We start from the raw sequence: 15,396 nt of genomic DNA, 5'->3' as shown, positions 1-15,396 counted from the left end.
ATAAAACTTGTCGGTGAGAAGGTCTTTCCATACCGGCCCCGCCGAAGGACGAAGACGACGACGCGGCCCGGCCGCGTCGACACCCGATAGGCCGAAGACCACCGATCGCGAAGGAAGATGTGATGACCGCCAACCTCCAGGCCGGCCCGGCGCCACGGGCCGGACGGCGCGAATGGATCGGGCTCGCGGTGCTGGCCCTGCCCACCCTGCTGCTCTCGCTGGACATCAGCGTCCTGTACCTGGCACTGCCCCACCTGAGCGCCGGCCTCGGCGCCGACGCGGCCCAGCAGCTGTGGATCCTGGACATCTACTCGTTCATGCTCGCCGGGTTCCTGGTCACCATGGGCACCCTGGGCGACCGCATCGGCCGCCGCAAGCTGCTCCTCATCGGCGCCGGCGCGTTCGGCGTGGCCTCCGTCCTGGCCGCCTACTCCGTCAGCCCCGCGATGCTGATCGCCTCCCGCGCCCTGCTGGGCGTCGCCGGCGCCACGCTCATGCCCTCGACCATGGCGCTGATCCGCAACATGTTCACCGACCCCAAGCAGATGGGCACCGCCATCGGCGTCTGGTTCGCCTGCTTCATGGGCGGCATGACCGTGGGCCCGCTGGTCGGCGGGCTGCTGCTGGAGCACTTCTGGTGGGGCTCGGCCTTCCTGCTCGGCGTCCCGGTCATGGTGCTGCTCCTGGTCGTCGGCCCCCGCCTGCTGCCGGAGTACCGCGACCAGGCCGCCGGCCGCCTCGACCTCGCCAGCGTCGCCCTGTCGCTCGGCGCGATCCTGCCCGCCATCTACGGCCTCAAGGAGCTGGCGCGCGGCGGCGTGCACCCGCTGCCCGTCGCGGCCCTGCTGGCCGGCATCGCGGTCGGCGTCGTCTTCACCCTGCGCCAGCGCACCCTCGCCGGCCCGCTGCTCGACCTGCGCCTGTTCGCCAACCGCCCGTTCAGCACCGCGATGGGCGTCATGCTCCTCGGCGGCATCGTGATGGCCGGCGCGACCCTGCTCTCCAGCCTGTACCTGCAGACCGTCCAGGGCCTCGGCCCGATGGACTCCGGGCTGTGGCTGCTGCCGCAGAACGTCGCCATGGTCGCCGGCTCGATGGTCGCCCCCGCACTGGCCCGCCGCGTCCGCCCCGCGTACGTCATCGCCGCCGGCCTGGTCATCGCCGCCGCCGGCCTGGCCGTCCACACCCAGGTCGCCCCGACCGGCGGGCTGCCGCTGCTGGTCACCGGCCTGGTCCTGACCTCGTTCGGCATCGCCTTCCCGATGGCGCTGACCATGAACCTGATCATGGGCGCCGTCCCGCCGGAGAAGGCCGGCTCGGCCGCCTCGATCAGCCAGACCAGCGGCGAGTTCGGGGTCGCCATGGGCGTCGCCGCCCTCGGCAGCCTGTCCACCTTCGTCTACCGCACCGACCTGCCCGGCAACCTGCCCGACGGCCTGCCCGCCGGGGCCGTCCACAGCGCCGGTGAGAGCATCAGCGCCGCCCTGGCCGCCGCCGACCAGCTCCCCGGCCAGCTCGCGACCGGCCTCGTCGACGCGGCCCGGACCGCCTTCACCTCCGGCCTGAACACCGTCGCCGCCGTCGGCGCCACCATCTTCCTCGCCCTGGCCGTCCTGTCCGTCGCCATCCTGCGCGACGGCGGACAGCCCGCCCCCACCCCGCAGCCCACCCCCGACCAGGCCGCACCGGCCGACCAGCCCGTCCTCGTCTCCGCCGGCTGACCCCGGCCCCTCCCCTCGTCCTCTCTGTCTCCTGCCAAGGACCCACCGGACCTCCCACAAGAGCCGGGCTGACACGGAACCACCGTGCCCGCCCGGCTCTTCACCGTCCGCCACGCCGCCCAGCGCCCTTCGACCCCGCGACCCGAGGCCCCCGTACGCCTTGCGGCTCAGCCGGGGTCGTTCGCGCCGGGGTTCCTCGCGGCGCGCAGGTGCGCTCGGTGCGCGCGCCAGCGGTTCAGGACCTGGGGCAGCTCCTGCTGGACGAACTCGAAGTACGCGAGCGTCTCGGCGATGCGCTCCCCGGCGGGGGTGCCCTCGCCGAGCGCCTCGACGCCCTCGCGCGCGGCGCCCTCCCACTGGCTGATCATCTGGTCCCTGCGGAGCTCCGCCTCGTACCAGACGTCGTCCAGGATGCGGAACTGGTCACGGCGGGAGCCCGGCTCGCGCTCGCGGGCGGCCAGGTTGAGCTGGATCAGATAGCGCACCGCGCCCGAGATCGCGGCCGGGCTGACCCCCAGCACACCGGCCAGCTCGGCGGCGGTGAGCCGTCCGGAGTCGGTGGCGAACAGGGCCGCGAACACCCGCGCCGGCATGCGGGGCATGCCGGCGTCCGCGAGGATCGAGGCGAACCGCTCGATGAACCGGAGGATGGCCTGTTGGTCACGCTTCGTACTGTCGGTCACTGCCGCGTCGTCCTTCGATCACTGCCCGCCCTGGAATCCCGGCACTCTAACATTTTCAATAGATTTTGTATCTTCAGAAAAACGTGAAAACAGTGTAGCTTGCGAGGCATGGAGACCCCGACCAGGAAGACGCCGGCGCGCACCGGACGGGCGCTGCTCGTCTGCGGTGTCGCCGGGCCGGCGCTGTTCGTGATCGCGTTCCTCGTCGAGGGCGCCACCCGGGCCGGCTACGACCCGCTGCGGCACCCCGTCAGCTCTCTCTCGATCGGTGCGCTCGGCTGGACGCAGATGACGAACTTCATCGTCACCGGAGCGCTGATCCTCGCCTTCGCCGCCGGACTTCGCCTGCGTGGCCTGGGCTGGGCATCGGTGCTGATCGCGCTGGTCGGGATCGGCCTCGTCGGCGCCGGGCTTTTCACCTGCGACCCCATCAGCGGCTACCCGCCCGGGACGCCGATGACGGCGTCGGTCCGCACCGCGCACGGCATCCTGCACGACCTGTTCTCCACCCCCGTCTTCACCGCCCTGCCCGCGGCCTGTTTCGTCGTCGCCCGCCGGTTCCAGGTCCTGGGGCAGAAGGGGTGGGCCCTCTACTGCCTGGTGAACGGCGTCGCCGTCCTGGCCGCTTTCGTGCTCACGAGCATGGGCTTCGCGCAGAACCCCGCCCTCATGCCGATCGGCGGCCTGCTGCAACGCCTCACGCTCGTCATCGGCCAGTCCTGGATCGCCATCCTGGCCCTCCACCTGCTCCGCCGCCCCCTCGCGTACCCGCAGGCCCGGCCGAGGTAGTGCCAGGTCTACCTGGGGGGCTAGTTCCCGCGCCAATGTGCGGCGGGTGCCGGGCCGGTTGGATCGACTCATGACCAGGACCGGAGACACCACCGCACCCGCCACCACCTCCAGGGAAACCGCGCACGCGACGCCACCCGCCGCCTCCGGGGACGCGACACGGCCCGCGACCTCCGCCGGCACCGGGCGCGCGGCGGGGGCCGGGACCTCGTTCGAGTTTCCGGGGCGCTGGGTGGAGGGGGCCGGGCTCGTCCTCGGGCCGTCGCTCATGCTCGCCGGGGTGCTGCTCCGCGCCGACGTGGACGGCTTCTTCCCTCAGCAGCTCGCCGCGGTCGCCGCGAGCCCGGCCCGGATGACCGCCTCCTACAGCGCCTTCGTCGCGGGGAACGTGCTGCTGTGGCCAGCCGTCATCGCCCTGGCCCGGCGCGTGGGGAGGACCCGGCCGGTGTGGGCGCTGTGGGGCGGGGTGATGGTGCTGCTCGGCCTGTTCGCCCGCACGTTCCACGCGGGGGTCAACCACCTGGCCTTCCAGCTCGTCGACGTCCAGGGGGCTCCCGCCGCGCAGCAGGTGATGGCCGACACTTACGGCGCGTTCCACATCTTCCACACCCTGTCCGCCGCCGTCTTCTTCGGCTGGATCGTGCTCGCCGTCGGGACGTGGCGGGCCGGCGTGCTGGGGATCGTCCGATCCGTGGCACTCGGGCTGATGGCCGCGCTGCCGATCGGCGTGCTCAAGGGCACCGGCCCGATGTCCGTCGTCGCCACCCTCGGCCTGTGCGTCGCCCTGCTCCCCCTCGGCGTCCGCGTCCTCCGGGACGGCCCCGCCCCCCGGTGGTGGGCGTACCCGATCGCCCTGGCCGTGGCCGCCGCGGCCGTGCTCCTCGGCATGGCCGGCTAGCGGGACCGCCGGCCGTCACCCTCCCGCCGGTCGTGGACGTAAGGTCGGGTCGCGGGCACAGGGCCGGCGTCGCGGGCACCAGGCCCGGGGCACGCCGGCGGACGGGAAGAGGCACCATGAGCTCGAAGACGCGCAGCGCGGCCGATTCCCGGTGAAGGTCGCCCTGCTGGGGCCGGTCGCCTGGCGCACGCCCCCGCGCCACTACGGACCGTGGGAGCAGATCACCAGCCTGCTCGCCGAAGGGCTGACCGCCCGGGGCGTCGACGTCACCCTGTTCGCCACGCTGGACTCGATCACCTCGGCGACGCTCGACGGGGTGTGCCCCCACGGCTACGCCGAGGACCCCTCCCTCGACGGCCGGGTGCAGGAGGCGATGCACGTCGCGCACGCGCTGAGCCGGTCCGCCGAGTTCGACCTGGTCCACAACCACCTCGACTGGCTCCCGCTGGCCTTCGCCGGGCACTGCCGCGCCCCGCTGCTCACCACCGTCCACGGGTTCTCCGGCGCCGGGATCAAGCCGGCGTACGCGCGGGCCCGCTCGGCCTACGTCTCCATCTCCGACGCCGACCGGGACCCGGGGCTCGACTACGTGGCCACGGTCCACCACGGCATCGACCTGGACTCCCTGCCCTTCGACGCGTCCGGCGGCCCCCGGCTGGTGTCCTTCGGCCGGATCCACCCCGACAAGGGGACCCACACCGCGATCGAGATCGCCCGGCGGGCCGGCGTCCCGCTGACCATCTGCGGGATCGTCCAGGACCAGCGGTACTTCGACCAGGAGGTCGGCCCGCGCGTGGACGGCGACCAGGTCACGTTCCTCGGGGCGGTCGGGCCGGAGCGGCGCGCCGAGATCCTCGGCGGCGCCATGGCCCTGCTGCACCCCATCGCGTTCGACGAGCCGTTCGGCCTGTCGGTCGTCGAGTCGATGGCCTGCGGCACCCCGGTCATCGCCTACCGGCGCGGGTCGATGCCGGAGGTCGTGGACCAGGGCGTGACGGGCTTCCTGGTGGACACCGTCGAGGAGGCGACGTCCGCCGTGTCCCGCCTCGCCACGATCGACCGCGCCGGATGCCGCACCCGGGCCGAACACCGGTTCGGCGCCGGCCGCATGGTCACCGACTACCTGAAGATCTATGAGACCCTCACCCGGCACTTCTGATCCCCGCCGAGTAAGGGACGGCTTTCCCCGAAGGTGTCGTGAATTTCGGTGCCGGGTTGAGCTGCGGTTTTTCGCGGGCGGTGGATAGCTTGGCGCTGTGAGGGCATGACCGTGCTTATGGCGGGGAACAATGGTCTGCTCGTGGCCCTCGAAACCCTGCGGCGTCAGCTCGATCACGATCTGTTCCCCCTCGCGATCGGTGACGTCGCTTCGCATCGGCGTGCGCACAAGGAGCTGATAGGGCAACTCGACGACTACCTGCTGCCCCGGGTGGCGGCCATGGACGCCCCCCTGCTCGCCGTGGTCGGCGGCTCGACGGGGGCGGGCAAGTCGACGCTGGTGAACTCCCTCGCGGGAGCCGACGTCACCGAGCCCGGGGTGCTGCGCCCCACGACGCTGGCCCCCACGCTGGTCGCCAACCCGGCGGACGAGGCGTGGTTCACCCGGCAGAGCGTGCTGCCCGGCCTGGCCAGGACGACCGGGCGCGGTCGCGGCGAGCCGGGGACCCTGCGCATCGTGACGGCGACCAGCCTGCCTCCCGGGCTCGCCCTGCTCGACGCACCTGACATCGACTCCGTCGTCACCGCCAACCGCGAGATCGCGGCGCAGCTTCTCGCGGCGGCCGATCTGTGGTTGTTCGTCACCACCGCCTCGCGGTACGCGGACGAGGTGCCGTGGGGGTTCCTGCGCAGCGCGCGCGAGCGGAGCACGGCCCTGGCGGTGGTCCTGGACCGGGTGCCGCCGGAAGCGCTCGGGCCGGTCGCCGCGCACCTGCACCGCCTGCTGGACGCCAACGGCCTGGCCGGGGCGCCGCTGTTCAGCGTCCCCGAGGTGGTGCTCCCTGAGGAGAACGCCCGGTTGCCGGAGTCCGCCGTCCGTGGCGTGAAGGACTGGCTCGGGGCCATCGCGGCCGACGCCCACGCCCGCTCTGAGGTCGTGCGCAGGACCCTTTCCGGAGCCCTTGAGAGCATCGGGACCCGGGTCCCGGCCCTGGCGGACGAGGCGGACCGGCAGCGGGCGGGCCTGGCCGACCTGCGCCTTTCCGTCGACTCCGCCTACGGCGCGGCCATGGCGAGCTTCGACGACGGGATACGTGACGGCTCGCTGCTGCGCGGCGAGGTCATGGCCCGCTGGCAGGACTTCGTCGGCACCGGCGACTTCATGCGCACGCTGGAGTCGCGCATCGGCTGGCTGCGCGAGCGGATCGTCTCGGCGTTCACCGGCCGGCCGGCTCCCGACACCCGGCTCAGGGCGGCGCTGGAGTCCGGGGTCGAGGCGCTGGTCCGGTCCTCGGCCGACGCCGCCGCCGAGCGGGCGCTGGAGGCGTGGTCGGGGATGCCTTCGGGGCGTGACGTCATCGAGCGCGCGGGGGCGGTCTCTGCGGGGCGCCTCGGCCGCGCGTCCGCCTCCCTGCCCGAGCGGGCGTCCTCGGCCGTCCGCGCCTGGCAGGGGTACGTCCTGGAGCTCGTCGCTGAGGAGGGGGCCGAGAAGCGCACCACCGCCCGGCTCGCCTCGTTCAGCCTGAACGGCGCCGGGCTGCTGCTCATGCTCATGGTGTTCGCGTCCACCGGCGGCCTGACGGGCATCGAGGTCGGCATCGCCGGCGGCACGAGCGTCCTGAGCCAGAAGCTGCTGGAGGCGGTGTTCGGCGACCAGGCGGTGCGGACGCTGACGCAGGCGGCGCGCGAGGACCTCAGGGAGCGGGTGGGCACGGTGTTCGAGGCGGAGGCGTCCCGGTTCACCTCGCTGCTCGACGGGCTCGGGCCGCCCGAGGAGATGCCCGGGGCGCTCAGGCAGGCGGCGCGGGCCGTGCGCGACCACCGTGGCGAGATCGACGCGCCCGTGGACGCGGGGGTGGACAAGCCGTGAAGCTGCTCCGGCGGCCGGGTGCGGTGTCGCTCGACGACAGGCTCGCCGCGCTCGGCGAGGCGGCCGGGCTCGCCGAGGGCCGGTTGGACGCGGAGGCGGTCGCGCGGGCCCGTGACGTCGTGTCCCGCGCGGGCGCGCGGCGCAGCCTGTCGGTGGAGCACACCGTCGTGGCGCTCGCCGGTGCGACGGGCAGCGGGAAGTCGTCCCTGTTCAACGCGCTGTCGGGCACGTCGCTCGCCGGGGTCGGGGTGACGCGGCCGACGACGTCCACGGCCCAGGCGGCGATGTGGGACCCGGAGGGCGCGGGACCGCTGCTCGACTGGCTGCGCGTCCCCCACCGCCACGCGGTCGGCGGCCCCGACGAGCTGTCGGGGCTGATCCTGCTGGACCTGCCCGACCACGACTCCATCGAACTGGCCCACCGGCTGGAGGTGGACCGGCTGGTCGCGGTGGTCGACCTGCTGGTGTGGGTGCTCGACCCGCAGAAGTACGCCGACGCGGCGGTGCACGAACGCTACCTGCGGTCTCTCGGCAGGCACCGGGACGTCATGCTCGTCGTGCTGAACCAGACCGACCGCCTCGCCCCGGCGGCGGCCGAGCGTTGCGTGGGCGACCTGCGGCGGCTGCTGGACGAGGACGGGCTCTCCGGCGTGCCCGTCATCGGCACCTCCGTGACCAAGGGCACCGGGATCGCCGACCTGCGCGCGACGCTGGCCAAGCGGGTCGCCGACCGGCGCACGTGGGCGACGCGCCTGACGGCCGACGCGGGCACGGCCGCCGACGCGCTGGCCCTGGCGTCCGCGGGCGGCCGGGACGCGGACGGAGGGCCGGCGAGCGTCCGCGACCCGGAGCCTGGCGGCCGGAACGCCACCGGCACCGGTCTCCGTGACGTGGACGGTACGGGTGCCCGGGACGCCGGCGGCACGGGTCCGTGGAACGCCGGCGGTACGGGTGCCCGGGACGCCGGCGGTGTCCGGCGGGAGCGGGGCGGTGAGGTTCCCGGGTCGGTGGAGGAGCTGGAGAAGCGGGCCGGGGCGGCGGAGGCGGCGCTCGACGACGTGCTGGCCAGGCCGCTGACGGCCGCGCTCGCCGAGGCGGCGGGCGTCCCGCTGGTGGTCGCGGCGGTCGCCAAGGCCCACCGGCACCGGTCGGTCGCCGCCACCGGCTGGCCGGTGACCCGCTGGCTGCGCAGGTTCCGCCCCGACCCGCTGCGCCGCCTGCACCTGGCAGGACCGTCCGCCGGGCGCGGCGCCGAGACCGGGCACGCGGGCGAGGGGCGGACGTCGCTGCCGCCCGCGACCGCCGTCCAGCGGTCCCGGATGGAGACCGCGATCCGTGACGTCGGCACCGCCGTCTCGGGCGGCCTGCCGGAGCCGTGGGCGGCGGCCGTGCGCCGGGCGGCCCGTTCGATGGCGGACGACCTGGCCGACGGCCTGGACAAGGCGGTGTCGGCGACCGCGGTGGGCGCGCGGCGGCGGCCCCGGTGGTGGCGGGTGGCGGGCCTGCTCCAGTGGCTGCTGTTCGCCGTGATGGTGGCCGGGATCGGCTGGCTGTCCGGGCTGTTCGCCCTCACCTACCTGCGCTTCCCCGAGCCGCCGACGCCGACGGTCGGCACGGTGCCCTGGCCCACGGCCCTGCTGGCGGGCGGCGCCGCCGCCGGGGTGCTGGTCGCTCTGCTGTGCCGGATCGCGGCGGCCCTGGGCGCGCGGCGCAGGGCCCGCAAGGCGCGGAAGGCGCTGTACGCGAGCGTGGACGCGGTCGGCCGGGAACTGGTGCTCGACCCGGTGCGGGACGAACTGTCCCGCACCCGCCGGTTCGGCACGGCCCTCACCACCGCGCGCCGCTGACCGGCCTCCAGCGGGCCGTCCCATCGCCGGACGGACCATGCCCGCCGTCACCCGCCGAAGCCGCCGTCACCCGCCGAAGCCCGGCGTCACCCGTCGAAGCCCGGCGTAGCCCGGCGTAGCCCGCCGCGTCCTGCGGACCCGGGTGGGTCAGGATTCGCCGTGGGCCTTGCGGGGCTCGGCGGGGGCGGGGTCGGAGGTCAGGGCGGAGAGCGGGTCGGGGATGCCCGCGCCCCGGCCGAGCTGGCGCGGGCCCGAGCTCTCGGCGTCGGCGATCGCCTCCTCGGCGGCCTTGGCGGCGTGGGCGGCCTCGTCCCGCGCGGCGGTCTTCGGCTTCACGACCTCCCGGGTGGCGGCGGACTTGGGCAGGGCCTCGGTGAACGCCTTGGACACCCCCTGCAACGCGGAGGTGACCTCGCTCGGGATGACCCAGAACGTGTTGCCGGGGCCCTGGGCGAGCTGCGGGAGCATCTGGAGGTACTGGTAGGCGAGCAGCTTCGGGTCGGGGTCGTTGCGGTGGACCGCCTGGAACACCTCGTCGATGGCCTGCGACTGGCCTTCGGCCTTCAGGATCGCGGCGGTCCTGTCGCCCTCGGCGCGCAGGATCGCGCTCTGCTTCTCGCCCTCGGCGGTGAGGATCTGCGACTGGCGGAAGCCTTCTGCGGTGAGGATCGCGGCGCGCTTGTCCCGCTCGGCGCGCATCTGCTTCTCCATCGCCTCCTTGATGGTCTTCGGCGGGTCGATGGCCTTGATCTCCACCCGGTTGACCCGGATGCCCCACTTGCCGGTGGCCTCGTCGAGCACGCCGCGGAGCTGGCTGTTGATGGTGTCGCGGGAGGTCAGGGTCTTCTCCAGGTCCATGCCGCCGACGACGTTCCTCAGCGTGGTGACGGTGAGCTGCTCGACGCCCTGGATGAAGTTGGCGATCTCGTACGCCGCCGCGCGCGGGTCGGTGACCTGGAAGTAGAGCACCGTGTCGATGTCGACGACCAGGTTGTCCTCGGTGATCACCGGCTGCGGCTTGAAGGACACGACCTGCTCGCGCAGGTCGATGAGCGGCCGGACGCGGTCCACGTAGGGGATCACGAAGTTGAGGCCGGGACCGAGGGTGCGGCTGTAGCGGCCCAGGCGTTCGACGTTCCCCGCGCGGGCCTGTGGAACGATCCTGACCGCGCGCAGGACGGTGAAGACCGCCAGCAGGACGATGAATATTCCGGCTATCAAAGCGGCGTCCATGCTCACTCCCGGGGATACACGAGGGCGGTGGCCCCCTCTATTTCGATGACGTCCACCGTCGCGCCGGCCGGGATCACCAGGGTCTCGTCATACGCGCGAGCGGACCATTCCTCTCCGCCGATGCGTACCCGCCCGTTCATGCCCGTGACCTCGCTGGTCACGTACGCGGACTTCCCCACCAGGGCCGAGATGCCGAACTGCCGGACCGGAGGCTGGATGATGTGGCGCTGGGCGATGGGCCGCAGCACGACCATGCCGGAGATCGACGCGAGGATGAACACCACGAGCTGGAACCCGGTCGGCACACCGATGGCCGCGACGGCACCGGTCAGGAGCGCGGCCGCACCGAGCAGCCCGAGTGCCGCGGTGAGCGTGAAGATCTCCGCCACGCCCAGCACGGCCGCGAGTATCAGCCAGAAGATCCACGAGTCCATTGCCCCGGCCCTCCTGTAAGGAGAAACGCATTTCAGGCGTCTGTGGTTCCTTAATTGCCACCGTAGTCCCATTCTCGGCGGTACGGCAGGGCAAGGGCTCCGGCGTCGTCCGTGGCGCTCCCTTTACGCCATTCCGCCCAGGAGAGCTGCCGGAATCTCAGGCCGGGGAGGGCAGGATCGTGCCCGTCACCTCGCCCAGCACGATGCGGGAGCCGTCGGGACCGGGCGCGGAGGCGGTGATCGTCACCGTGTCGCCGTCCTCCAGGAACGTGCGGTCCCGCCCGTCGGCCAGCCGGATCGTCTCGGTGCCGTTCCAGCTGATCTCGATCAGCGACCCCCGCTGCGACGGCTCGGCCCCCGAGACCGTGCCGCTGGCGAACAGGTCGCCGGTGCGCAGGACGGCGCCGTTGACGGTCATGTGGGCGAGCATCTGGTCCGGCGTCCAGTACATCTCCCGGTACGGCGGCGCGGAGATCGGCTCGCCGTTGAGCCGCACCTCCAGCGTCAGGTCCAGCCCCCACGGCTCCCGCCTGCGCAGGTAGTCCAGCGGTTCGGGGTCCTGGGCGCGCCCGGGGACCCTGGCCGCCTCCAGGGCCTCCAGGGGGGTGATCCACGCCGACATCGACGTGGCGAACGACTTGCCGAGGAACGGGCCGAGCGGCACGTACTCCCAGGACTGGATGTCGCGGGCGCTCCAGTCGTTGACCAGCGCGACCCCGAAGACGTGGTCGTCGAAGGCCCCGGCGCTGTCGCCGAGCCGGGTCCCGGCGCCGACGACGAAGCCCAGCTCGGCCTCGATGTCGAGCTTGCGCGAGGGCCCGAGCACGGGCGCCTGCCCGGGGCCCGGGAGCCGCTGGCCCCGGGGGCGGGTGACCGGGGTGCCGGACACCACGACGGTGCCGGACCGGCCGTGGTAGCCGACGGGCAGGTGCCGCCAGTTGGGCGTGAGCGGCTCGGCGTCCGGCCGGAACATGCGCCCGAGGTTCGTCGCGTGCTCCAGCGAGGCGTAGAAGTCGACGTAGTCGCCGATCTCGACGGGCAGGTGCATGCGCACCTGGTCCAGGGGGATGAGGTGCGGTTCTGTGGCGGCCCGGTTGGCCGAGGCCTCCCGCGCGCCCGCCGAGAGCAGGCGCTGGATCCGGCGGCGGGTGTCCCGCCAGGCCGTGCGCCCCCTGGCCAGGAAGTCGTTGAGGGTCCCTGACGTGAACACCTCGTCGTGCAGGACGGGCGCGAGGTCGAGGACGTGGTCGCCGATGCGCGCGCCGGCGCGCGGCGGCTCCCCCGGACGGGAGAACACCCCGTAGGGAAGGTGCGCGATGGTGTAGGGGGAGGTGTCGGCCCCGGGGACCCAGCTGGACGTCACGATCTCCTCCTTCGCGGCCCTCGGCGCCCGGCGGTGGCGCTCGGCCAGGCCGAGCCGGTGCAGGTCGTCGATGGGCGTGTGCGTGTTGCACGAGCCGTAGGAGACGAGCAGCTCACGCGCCCGCCGCGCCGTCTCCGGCGGCACGGACCGCGCCCGCGCCACCAGCTCGCGCCGGTCCATGAGCTCCAGCGCGCGCGCCGGGTCGCGGCCGTCGATGGCCGCGCACACGGCCAGCACGAGGTTCAGGAACCCGTGCTTGTAGACGCCCATGCTCGGATCGGCGTGCCTGACCGCGTGGTGCAGCCCGGCGGTGGCCTTGAACGGGGTGTTCCGCTCGACGCAGCCCCGGATGAAGGTCCCGAGCTCGTGCGTGGAGGGGAACAGGCCGGGCGTCTGCCCGCCGCAGCGCACCTTCAGCCCGACGCCGTCGGGGACGTCGTGCGGGGCCGTTGGCGGGACCTCGACGAAGAGCCGCGCCGTGGAGACGTCCGGGCGGAGCCGGCCGACCAGGGCGTCCAGCGTGGTCCCCGCGGGCAGGGCCACCTCGACGAGGTCGACGTCGACGTCGGTCAGCCCGGCGAGGCGCCCGAGGTCGGGGTAGGCGGGCGTGTCGAGGATGAGGCCCACCTTGACGGGGCGGCTCAGCATCGCGCGCAGTTCGTCCAGGCGGCTCGCGGGGCACAGGAAGCGGTGGCTGAGCACCGGGCTGTCGGCGTCCTCGTCGGCGTAGTGCCGGGCCAGGGCCGCCGACATCGGCAGGAGCGCGGGAGGGTAGAGCCCCGCGTCGTCGACCAGGGCGGAGAACAGTGCCGAGGGGCCGTCGGCCCCCTCGGTCCCGGCCGGCTCGCGGTCCGTGCCGTGGAGGGTCATCCGGCCCACGTCCAGGCGTAGCCGGGGTCCTCGCAGGACAGCGCGGCGTCGCCGAGGTCGAGCGGGCGGAAGGTGTCGACCATGACGGCCAGCTCGCTGGTGACCGTCAGACCCTGCCGCACGGCCTCCACGACGGCCTCCACGGCCCCCGGCTGCGGGCCGTGCGTGAAGCCGGCGGGGTGCAGCGAGATGGACCCGACGTCGATGCCCGACCCCTTGCGCGCGGTGTAGTCGCCGCCCGCGTAGAACATGAACTCGTCGGAGTCGACGTTGTGGTGGTTGTACGGGATCGGCACGGCGTCGGGGTGGAAGTCCAGCGGCCGGGGGCAGAACGAGCAGATGACGAAGCCGGGCCCCTCGAAGGTCTGGTGGACGGGCGGCGGCGCGTGGGTGCGCTTCACGATCGGCTCGAAGTCGGCGATGTTGAAGGCGTACGGGTACAGGCAGCCGTCCCAGCCGACCACGTCGAACGGGTGGTGCGCGTACGTCAGCCGGGTCAGGCCGCCCCGGGTCCTGACCAGGACCGGCGTCTCGCCGTCCTCCACGGTCAGCGGCTCGCCGGGCGCCCGCAGGTCGCGCTCGGAGTACGGCGCGTGCTCCAGGAACTGGCCGTACTGCGACAGGTAGCGCTTCGGCGGCCGGATGTGCCCGGCGGCCTCGATGGTCAGCGCCCGGACGGTGGTGCCGTCGAGCGGGACCCAGCGGTGGATCGTGCCGGTGGGGATCACGACGTAGTCCCCCTCACCGGCCTCGATGATCCCGTACGTGGACTCGAAGCGCGCCCTGCCGCTCGCGATGTAGACGCACTCGTCGCCCTTGGAGTCGCGGTACAGCTCGCTGGGCCGGTCGGCGGCGGCGTACGACATGCGGACGTCGGCGTTGCCCGCCAGGGGTCGCCGGCCGGTGACCAGGTCGCCGCCCGAGCCGAGGTCCTGGGTGCGGAAGTGGCGCGGGGACAGGGGGATGTTGGGGGACAGCGCGGTCCTGGTCCCCTCGCTGACCGCCTCCGCCTTGACGATCGCGGTGGGCAGGTGGCGGTGGTACAGCAGTGAGGAGTCCGAGGAGAAGCCCTCCTCCCCCATCAGTTCCTCCGCGTAGAGCCCGCCATCGGGCTTCGGGAACTGGACATGCCTCTTGCGCGGCACCTCGCCGACGGTGCGGTAGTACGGCATCGGCTTCTCCTGACGTACGCATATCGGACAATACTGTCCTCTATACGTACGACGATCCGCCATCCCCGAACCGATGTCAACTCCCGCCCGAGCAGGTGACCACGCTATGCGGCCTCCTTCCCGGAGGCCCCCCGGCCGGAATCCACCTGCCCGCAGTTGAGTTCCGGCCGCGGCGCGCGAACACCGGGTCACCGTCCAATCGGCGGACGGCGGGAGTGATGTCACCTGGTCATGTCGAGCCCGGCCTTCGGAGGCATCGCCTGGTCGATGACCGCCGGCGCCAGGTACTCGTCCAGCCACAGGGTCTGTGCGACCGTCCCGATCATTTCGTGGCCGTGCTCCTGGATGACGGCGCGGACCTTCGGATCCTGGTAGACCCGGTGGCACGATTGGCAATGATGCGCGTACATGCCCTGCCACTGGATCGAGGGATCCTTCTCCGCGGCCCACTGCAGGACGCGGTCGGGCCCGAGAGAGTGGATCCACAGCTTGAGCACGTCGGACTCCGCGGTCCGCACGGCGCGGCCGAGGAAGTCGGGCTCGTCGACGGTGGTGACGTTGAGCTCGTCGATGGCGCGCATGCCCAGCCCGCAGCACGCCGCGACCCTACCGTCGGACTGGAGGGTGTACGTGCGCAACAGGCTGTCACAACCGAGCCGTTCCGATATGTTGCCCGAATCGGTCGTCAGGCCATCGGGATAGCGCTCCACCTGATGCGGATCGAGCGGCATCCACGGACTCTCCACCACCTTGACCATGTCCCGCTGCGAATCCGACAGCGCGCGCAGTTCGGGGCGGCCGAGGACGGTGTCCCGCGTCACCGAACGCTCCGCTCTCAGCTCGACCATGACGTGCACAGGCAGCCGGCGCTTCACCGCCTCGACGACCGCGACCGCGACCCGGTCGATCGGTACGAAGCGGACGTGCTCGTCGCCGGTGCTGTAGTTGATCTCGGTGAGGCCGGCGGTCATGAGCTCGTCGATGACCCGCGCGGCCTTCTGCGGGCTCCGTGCCCAGTATGCGTTGGTGACCAACCGGGTCGGCAGGTCGAGGCTCGTCGCATAGGCGATGGCGTCGAGCAGGTCGCGTCGCTGGAGCGTGGCCTCACCTCCGGTGAAGACCACGATCCCGAAGCCCAGCCGGTGGGCCTCCCCGATGGCCGCACGGATGGCCTGCGGGTTCAGGACCGTGCGCTCCGCCGGACTGCTGTAGGTGCCGCAACTGGCGCAGGCCGCCGTGCAGCGGAACGTGGGCATGACCGACAGGATCTTGACTCCGCGGACGAGCGACTGCTCGTGGGGTTGGAGCGGGTCATCTTCGGACTTCGTGACGTCGCCGGCGTCGGCTCTCTGCTCCAT

12 protein-coding genes are annotated in these 15,396 nt (G+C 72.9%); 6 read left to right on the top strand and 6 right to left on the bottom strand.

What is annotated here, in order from left to right; translation table 11 throughout:
• The first annotated feature begins 122 nt into the window (after positions 1 to 122).
• On the top strand, positions 123 to 1,721 hold the full coding sequence (locus tag NYZ98_RS22340; protein ID WP_262844807.1) for an MFS transporter: 1,599 nt from the start codon (positions 123 to 125) through the stop codon (positions 1,719 to 1,721).
• A gap of 167 nt (positions 1,722 to 1,888) precedes the next feature.
• Here NYZ98_RS22340 and NYZ98_RS22335 read toward each other — a convergent pair whose 3' ends face one another.
• Positions 1,889 to 2,404: a GbsR/MarR family transcriptional regulator gene (locus NYZ98_RS22335; RefSeq protein ID WP_262844806.1), complete on the bottom strand. Its 516-nt coding sequence runs from the start codon at positions 2,402 to 2,404 to the stop codon at positions 1,889 to 1,891.
• Positions 2,405 to 2,512: 108 nt separating this feature from the next.
• Here NYZ98_RS22335 and NYZ98_RS22330 point away from each other — a divergent pair, with 108 nt between their 5' ends.
• The 5 genes from NYZ98_RS22330 to NYZ98_RS22310 all read left to right on the top strand — a co-directional run bounded on the left by NYZ98_RS22330 (position 2,513) and on the right by NYZ98_RS22310 (position 8,966).
• Complete coding sequence (locus NYZ98_RS22330) at positions 2,513 to 3,193, top strand: DUF998 domain-containing protein (RefSeq protein ID WP_262844805.1); 681 nt, start codon at positions 2,513 to 2,515, stop codon at positions 3,191 to 3,193.
• A gap of 70 nt (positions 3,194 to 3,263) precedes the next feature.
• A complete protein-coding gene (locus NYZ98_RS22325; RefSeq protein WP_262844804.1) occupies positions 3,264 to 4,091 on the top strand; it encodes a hypothetical protein in 828 nt (275 codons plus the stop codon).
• A 151-nt stretch (positions 4,092 to 4,242) separates the two neighbouring features.
• Positions 4,243 to 5,250: a glycosyltransferase family 4 protein gene (locus NYZ98_RS22320; RefSeq protein ID WP_262844803.1), complete on the top strand. Its 1,008-nt coding sequence runs from the start codon at positions 4,243 to 4,245 to the stop codon at positions 5,248 to 5,250.
• A gap of 105 nt (positions 5,251 to 5,355) precedes the next feature.
• Positions 5,356 to 7,119 carry a dynamin family protein gene (locus NYZ98_RS22315; protein WP_262844802.1) on the top strand — a complete coding sequence of 588 codons (1,764 nt, stop codon included), beginning with the start codon at positions 5,356 to 5,358 and terminating at the stop codon, positions 7,117 to 7,119.
• Positions 7,116 to 8,966: a GTPase gene (locus NYZ98_RS22310; RefSeq protein ID WP_262844801.1), complete on the top strand. Its 1,851-nt coding sequence runs from the start codon at positions 7,116 to 7,118 to the stop codon at positions 8,964 to 8,966. Before NYZ98_RS22315 ends, NYZ98_RS22310 begins: the two co-directional genes overlap by 4 nt.
• 147 nt (positions 8,967 to 9,113) lie before the next feature.
• On the opposite strand, the gene NYZ98_RS22305 is transcribed toward NYZ98_RS22310, so the two are convergent.
• The 5 genes from NYZ98_RS22305 to NYZ98_RS22285 form a co-directional block, all read right to left on the bottom strand.
• Positions 9,114 to 10,199, bottom strand: a complete 1,086-nt coding sequence (locus tag NYZ98_RS22305) for an SPFH domain-containing protein (protein WP_262844800.1) — start codon at positions 10,197 to 10,199, stop codon at positions 9,114 to 9,116.
• A gap of 2 nt (positions 10,200 to 10,201) precedes the next feature.
• On the bottom strand, positions 10,202 to 10,633 hold the full coding sequence (locus NYZ98_RS22300) for an NfeD family protein (RefSeq protein WP_262844799.1): 432 nt from the start codon (positions 10,631 to 10,633) through the stop codon (positions 10,202 to 10,204).
• A gap of 157 nt (positions 10,634 to 10,790) precedes the next feature.
• Entirely contained in the window at positions 10,791 to 11,996 is a 1,206-nt protein-coding gene (fahA, locus tag NYZ98_RS22295; protein WP_262844853.1) for a fumarylacetoacetase, read from the bottom strand.
• Positions 11,997 to 12,862: 866 nt separating this feature from the next.
• Positions 12,863 to 14,038, bottom strand: coding sequence for a homogentisate 1,2-dioxygenase (locus NYZ98_RS22290; RefSeq protein WP_262844798.1), 1,176 nt, complete (start codon positions 14,036 to 14,038; stop codon positions 12,863 to 12,865).
• A gap of 221 nt (positions 14,039 to 14,259) precedes the next feature.
• Complete coding sequence (locus NYZ98_RS22285; protein WP_262844797.1) at positions 14,260 to 15,396, bottom strand: radical SAM protein; 1,137 nt, start codon at positions 15,394 to 15,396, stop codon at positions 14,260 to 14,262.

It is taken from the genome of Sphaerisporangium corydalis (assembly GCF_025506355.1).
Taxonomy (GTDB): Bacteria; Actinomycetota; Actinomycetes; order Streptosporangiales; family Streptosporangiaceae; genus Sphaerisporangium; species Sphaerisporangium corydalis.
Note: the sequence above shows the minus strand (reverse complement) of the source record. Positions and strands in the feature narration are given on the sequence as shown.

Bases quoted from the DNA above. Each gene is read 5' to 3' on its own strand.
- NYZ98_RS22340 (WP_262844807.1), top strand. From the start codon at position 123: ATGACCGCCAACCTCCAGGCCGGCCCGGCGCCACGGGCCGGACGGCGC.
- NYZ98_RS22330 (WP_262844805.1), top strand. From the start codon at position 2,513: ATGGAGACCCCGACCAGGAAGACGCCGGCGCGCACCGGACGGGCGCTG.
- NYZ98_RS22325 (WP_262844804.1), top strand. From the start codon at position 3,264: ATGACCAGGACCGGAGACACCACCGCACCCGCCACCACCTCCAGGGAA.
- NYZ98_RS22315 (WP_262844802.1), top strand. From the start codon at position 5,356: ATGACCGTGCTTATGGCGGGGAACAATGGTCTGCTCGTGGCCCTCGAA.
- NYZ98_RS22305 (WP_262844800.1), bottom strand. From the start codon at position 10,199: ATGGACGCCGCTTTGATAGCCGGAATATTCATCGTCCTGCTGGCGGTC.
- NYZ98_RS22300 (WP_262844799.1), bottom strand. From the start codon at position 10,633: ATGGACTCGTGGATCTTCTGGCTGATACTCGCGGCCGTGCTGGGCGTG.
- NYZ98_RS22290 (WP_262844798.1), bottom strand. From the start codon at position 14,038: ATGCCGTACTACCGCACCGTCGGCGAGGTGCCGCGCAAGAGGCATGTC.
- NYZ98_RS22285 (WP_262844797.1), bottom strand. From the start codon at position 15,396: ATGGAGCAGAGAGCCGACGCCGGCGACGTCACGAAGTCCGAAGATGAC.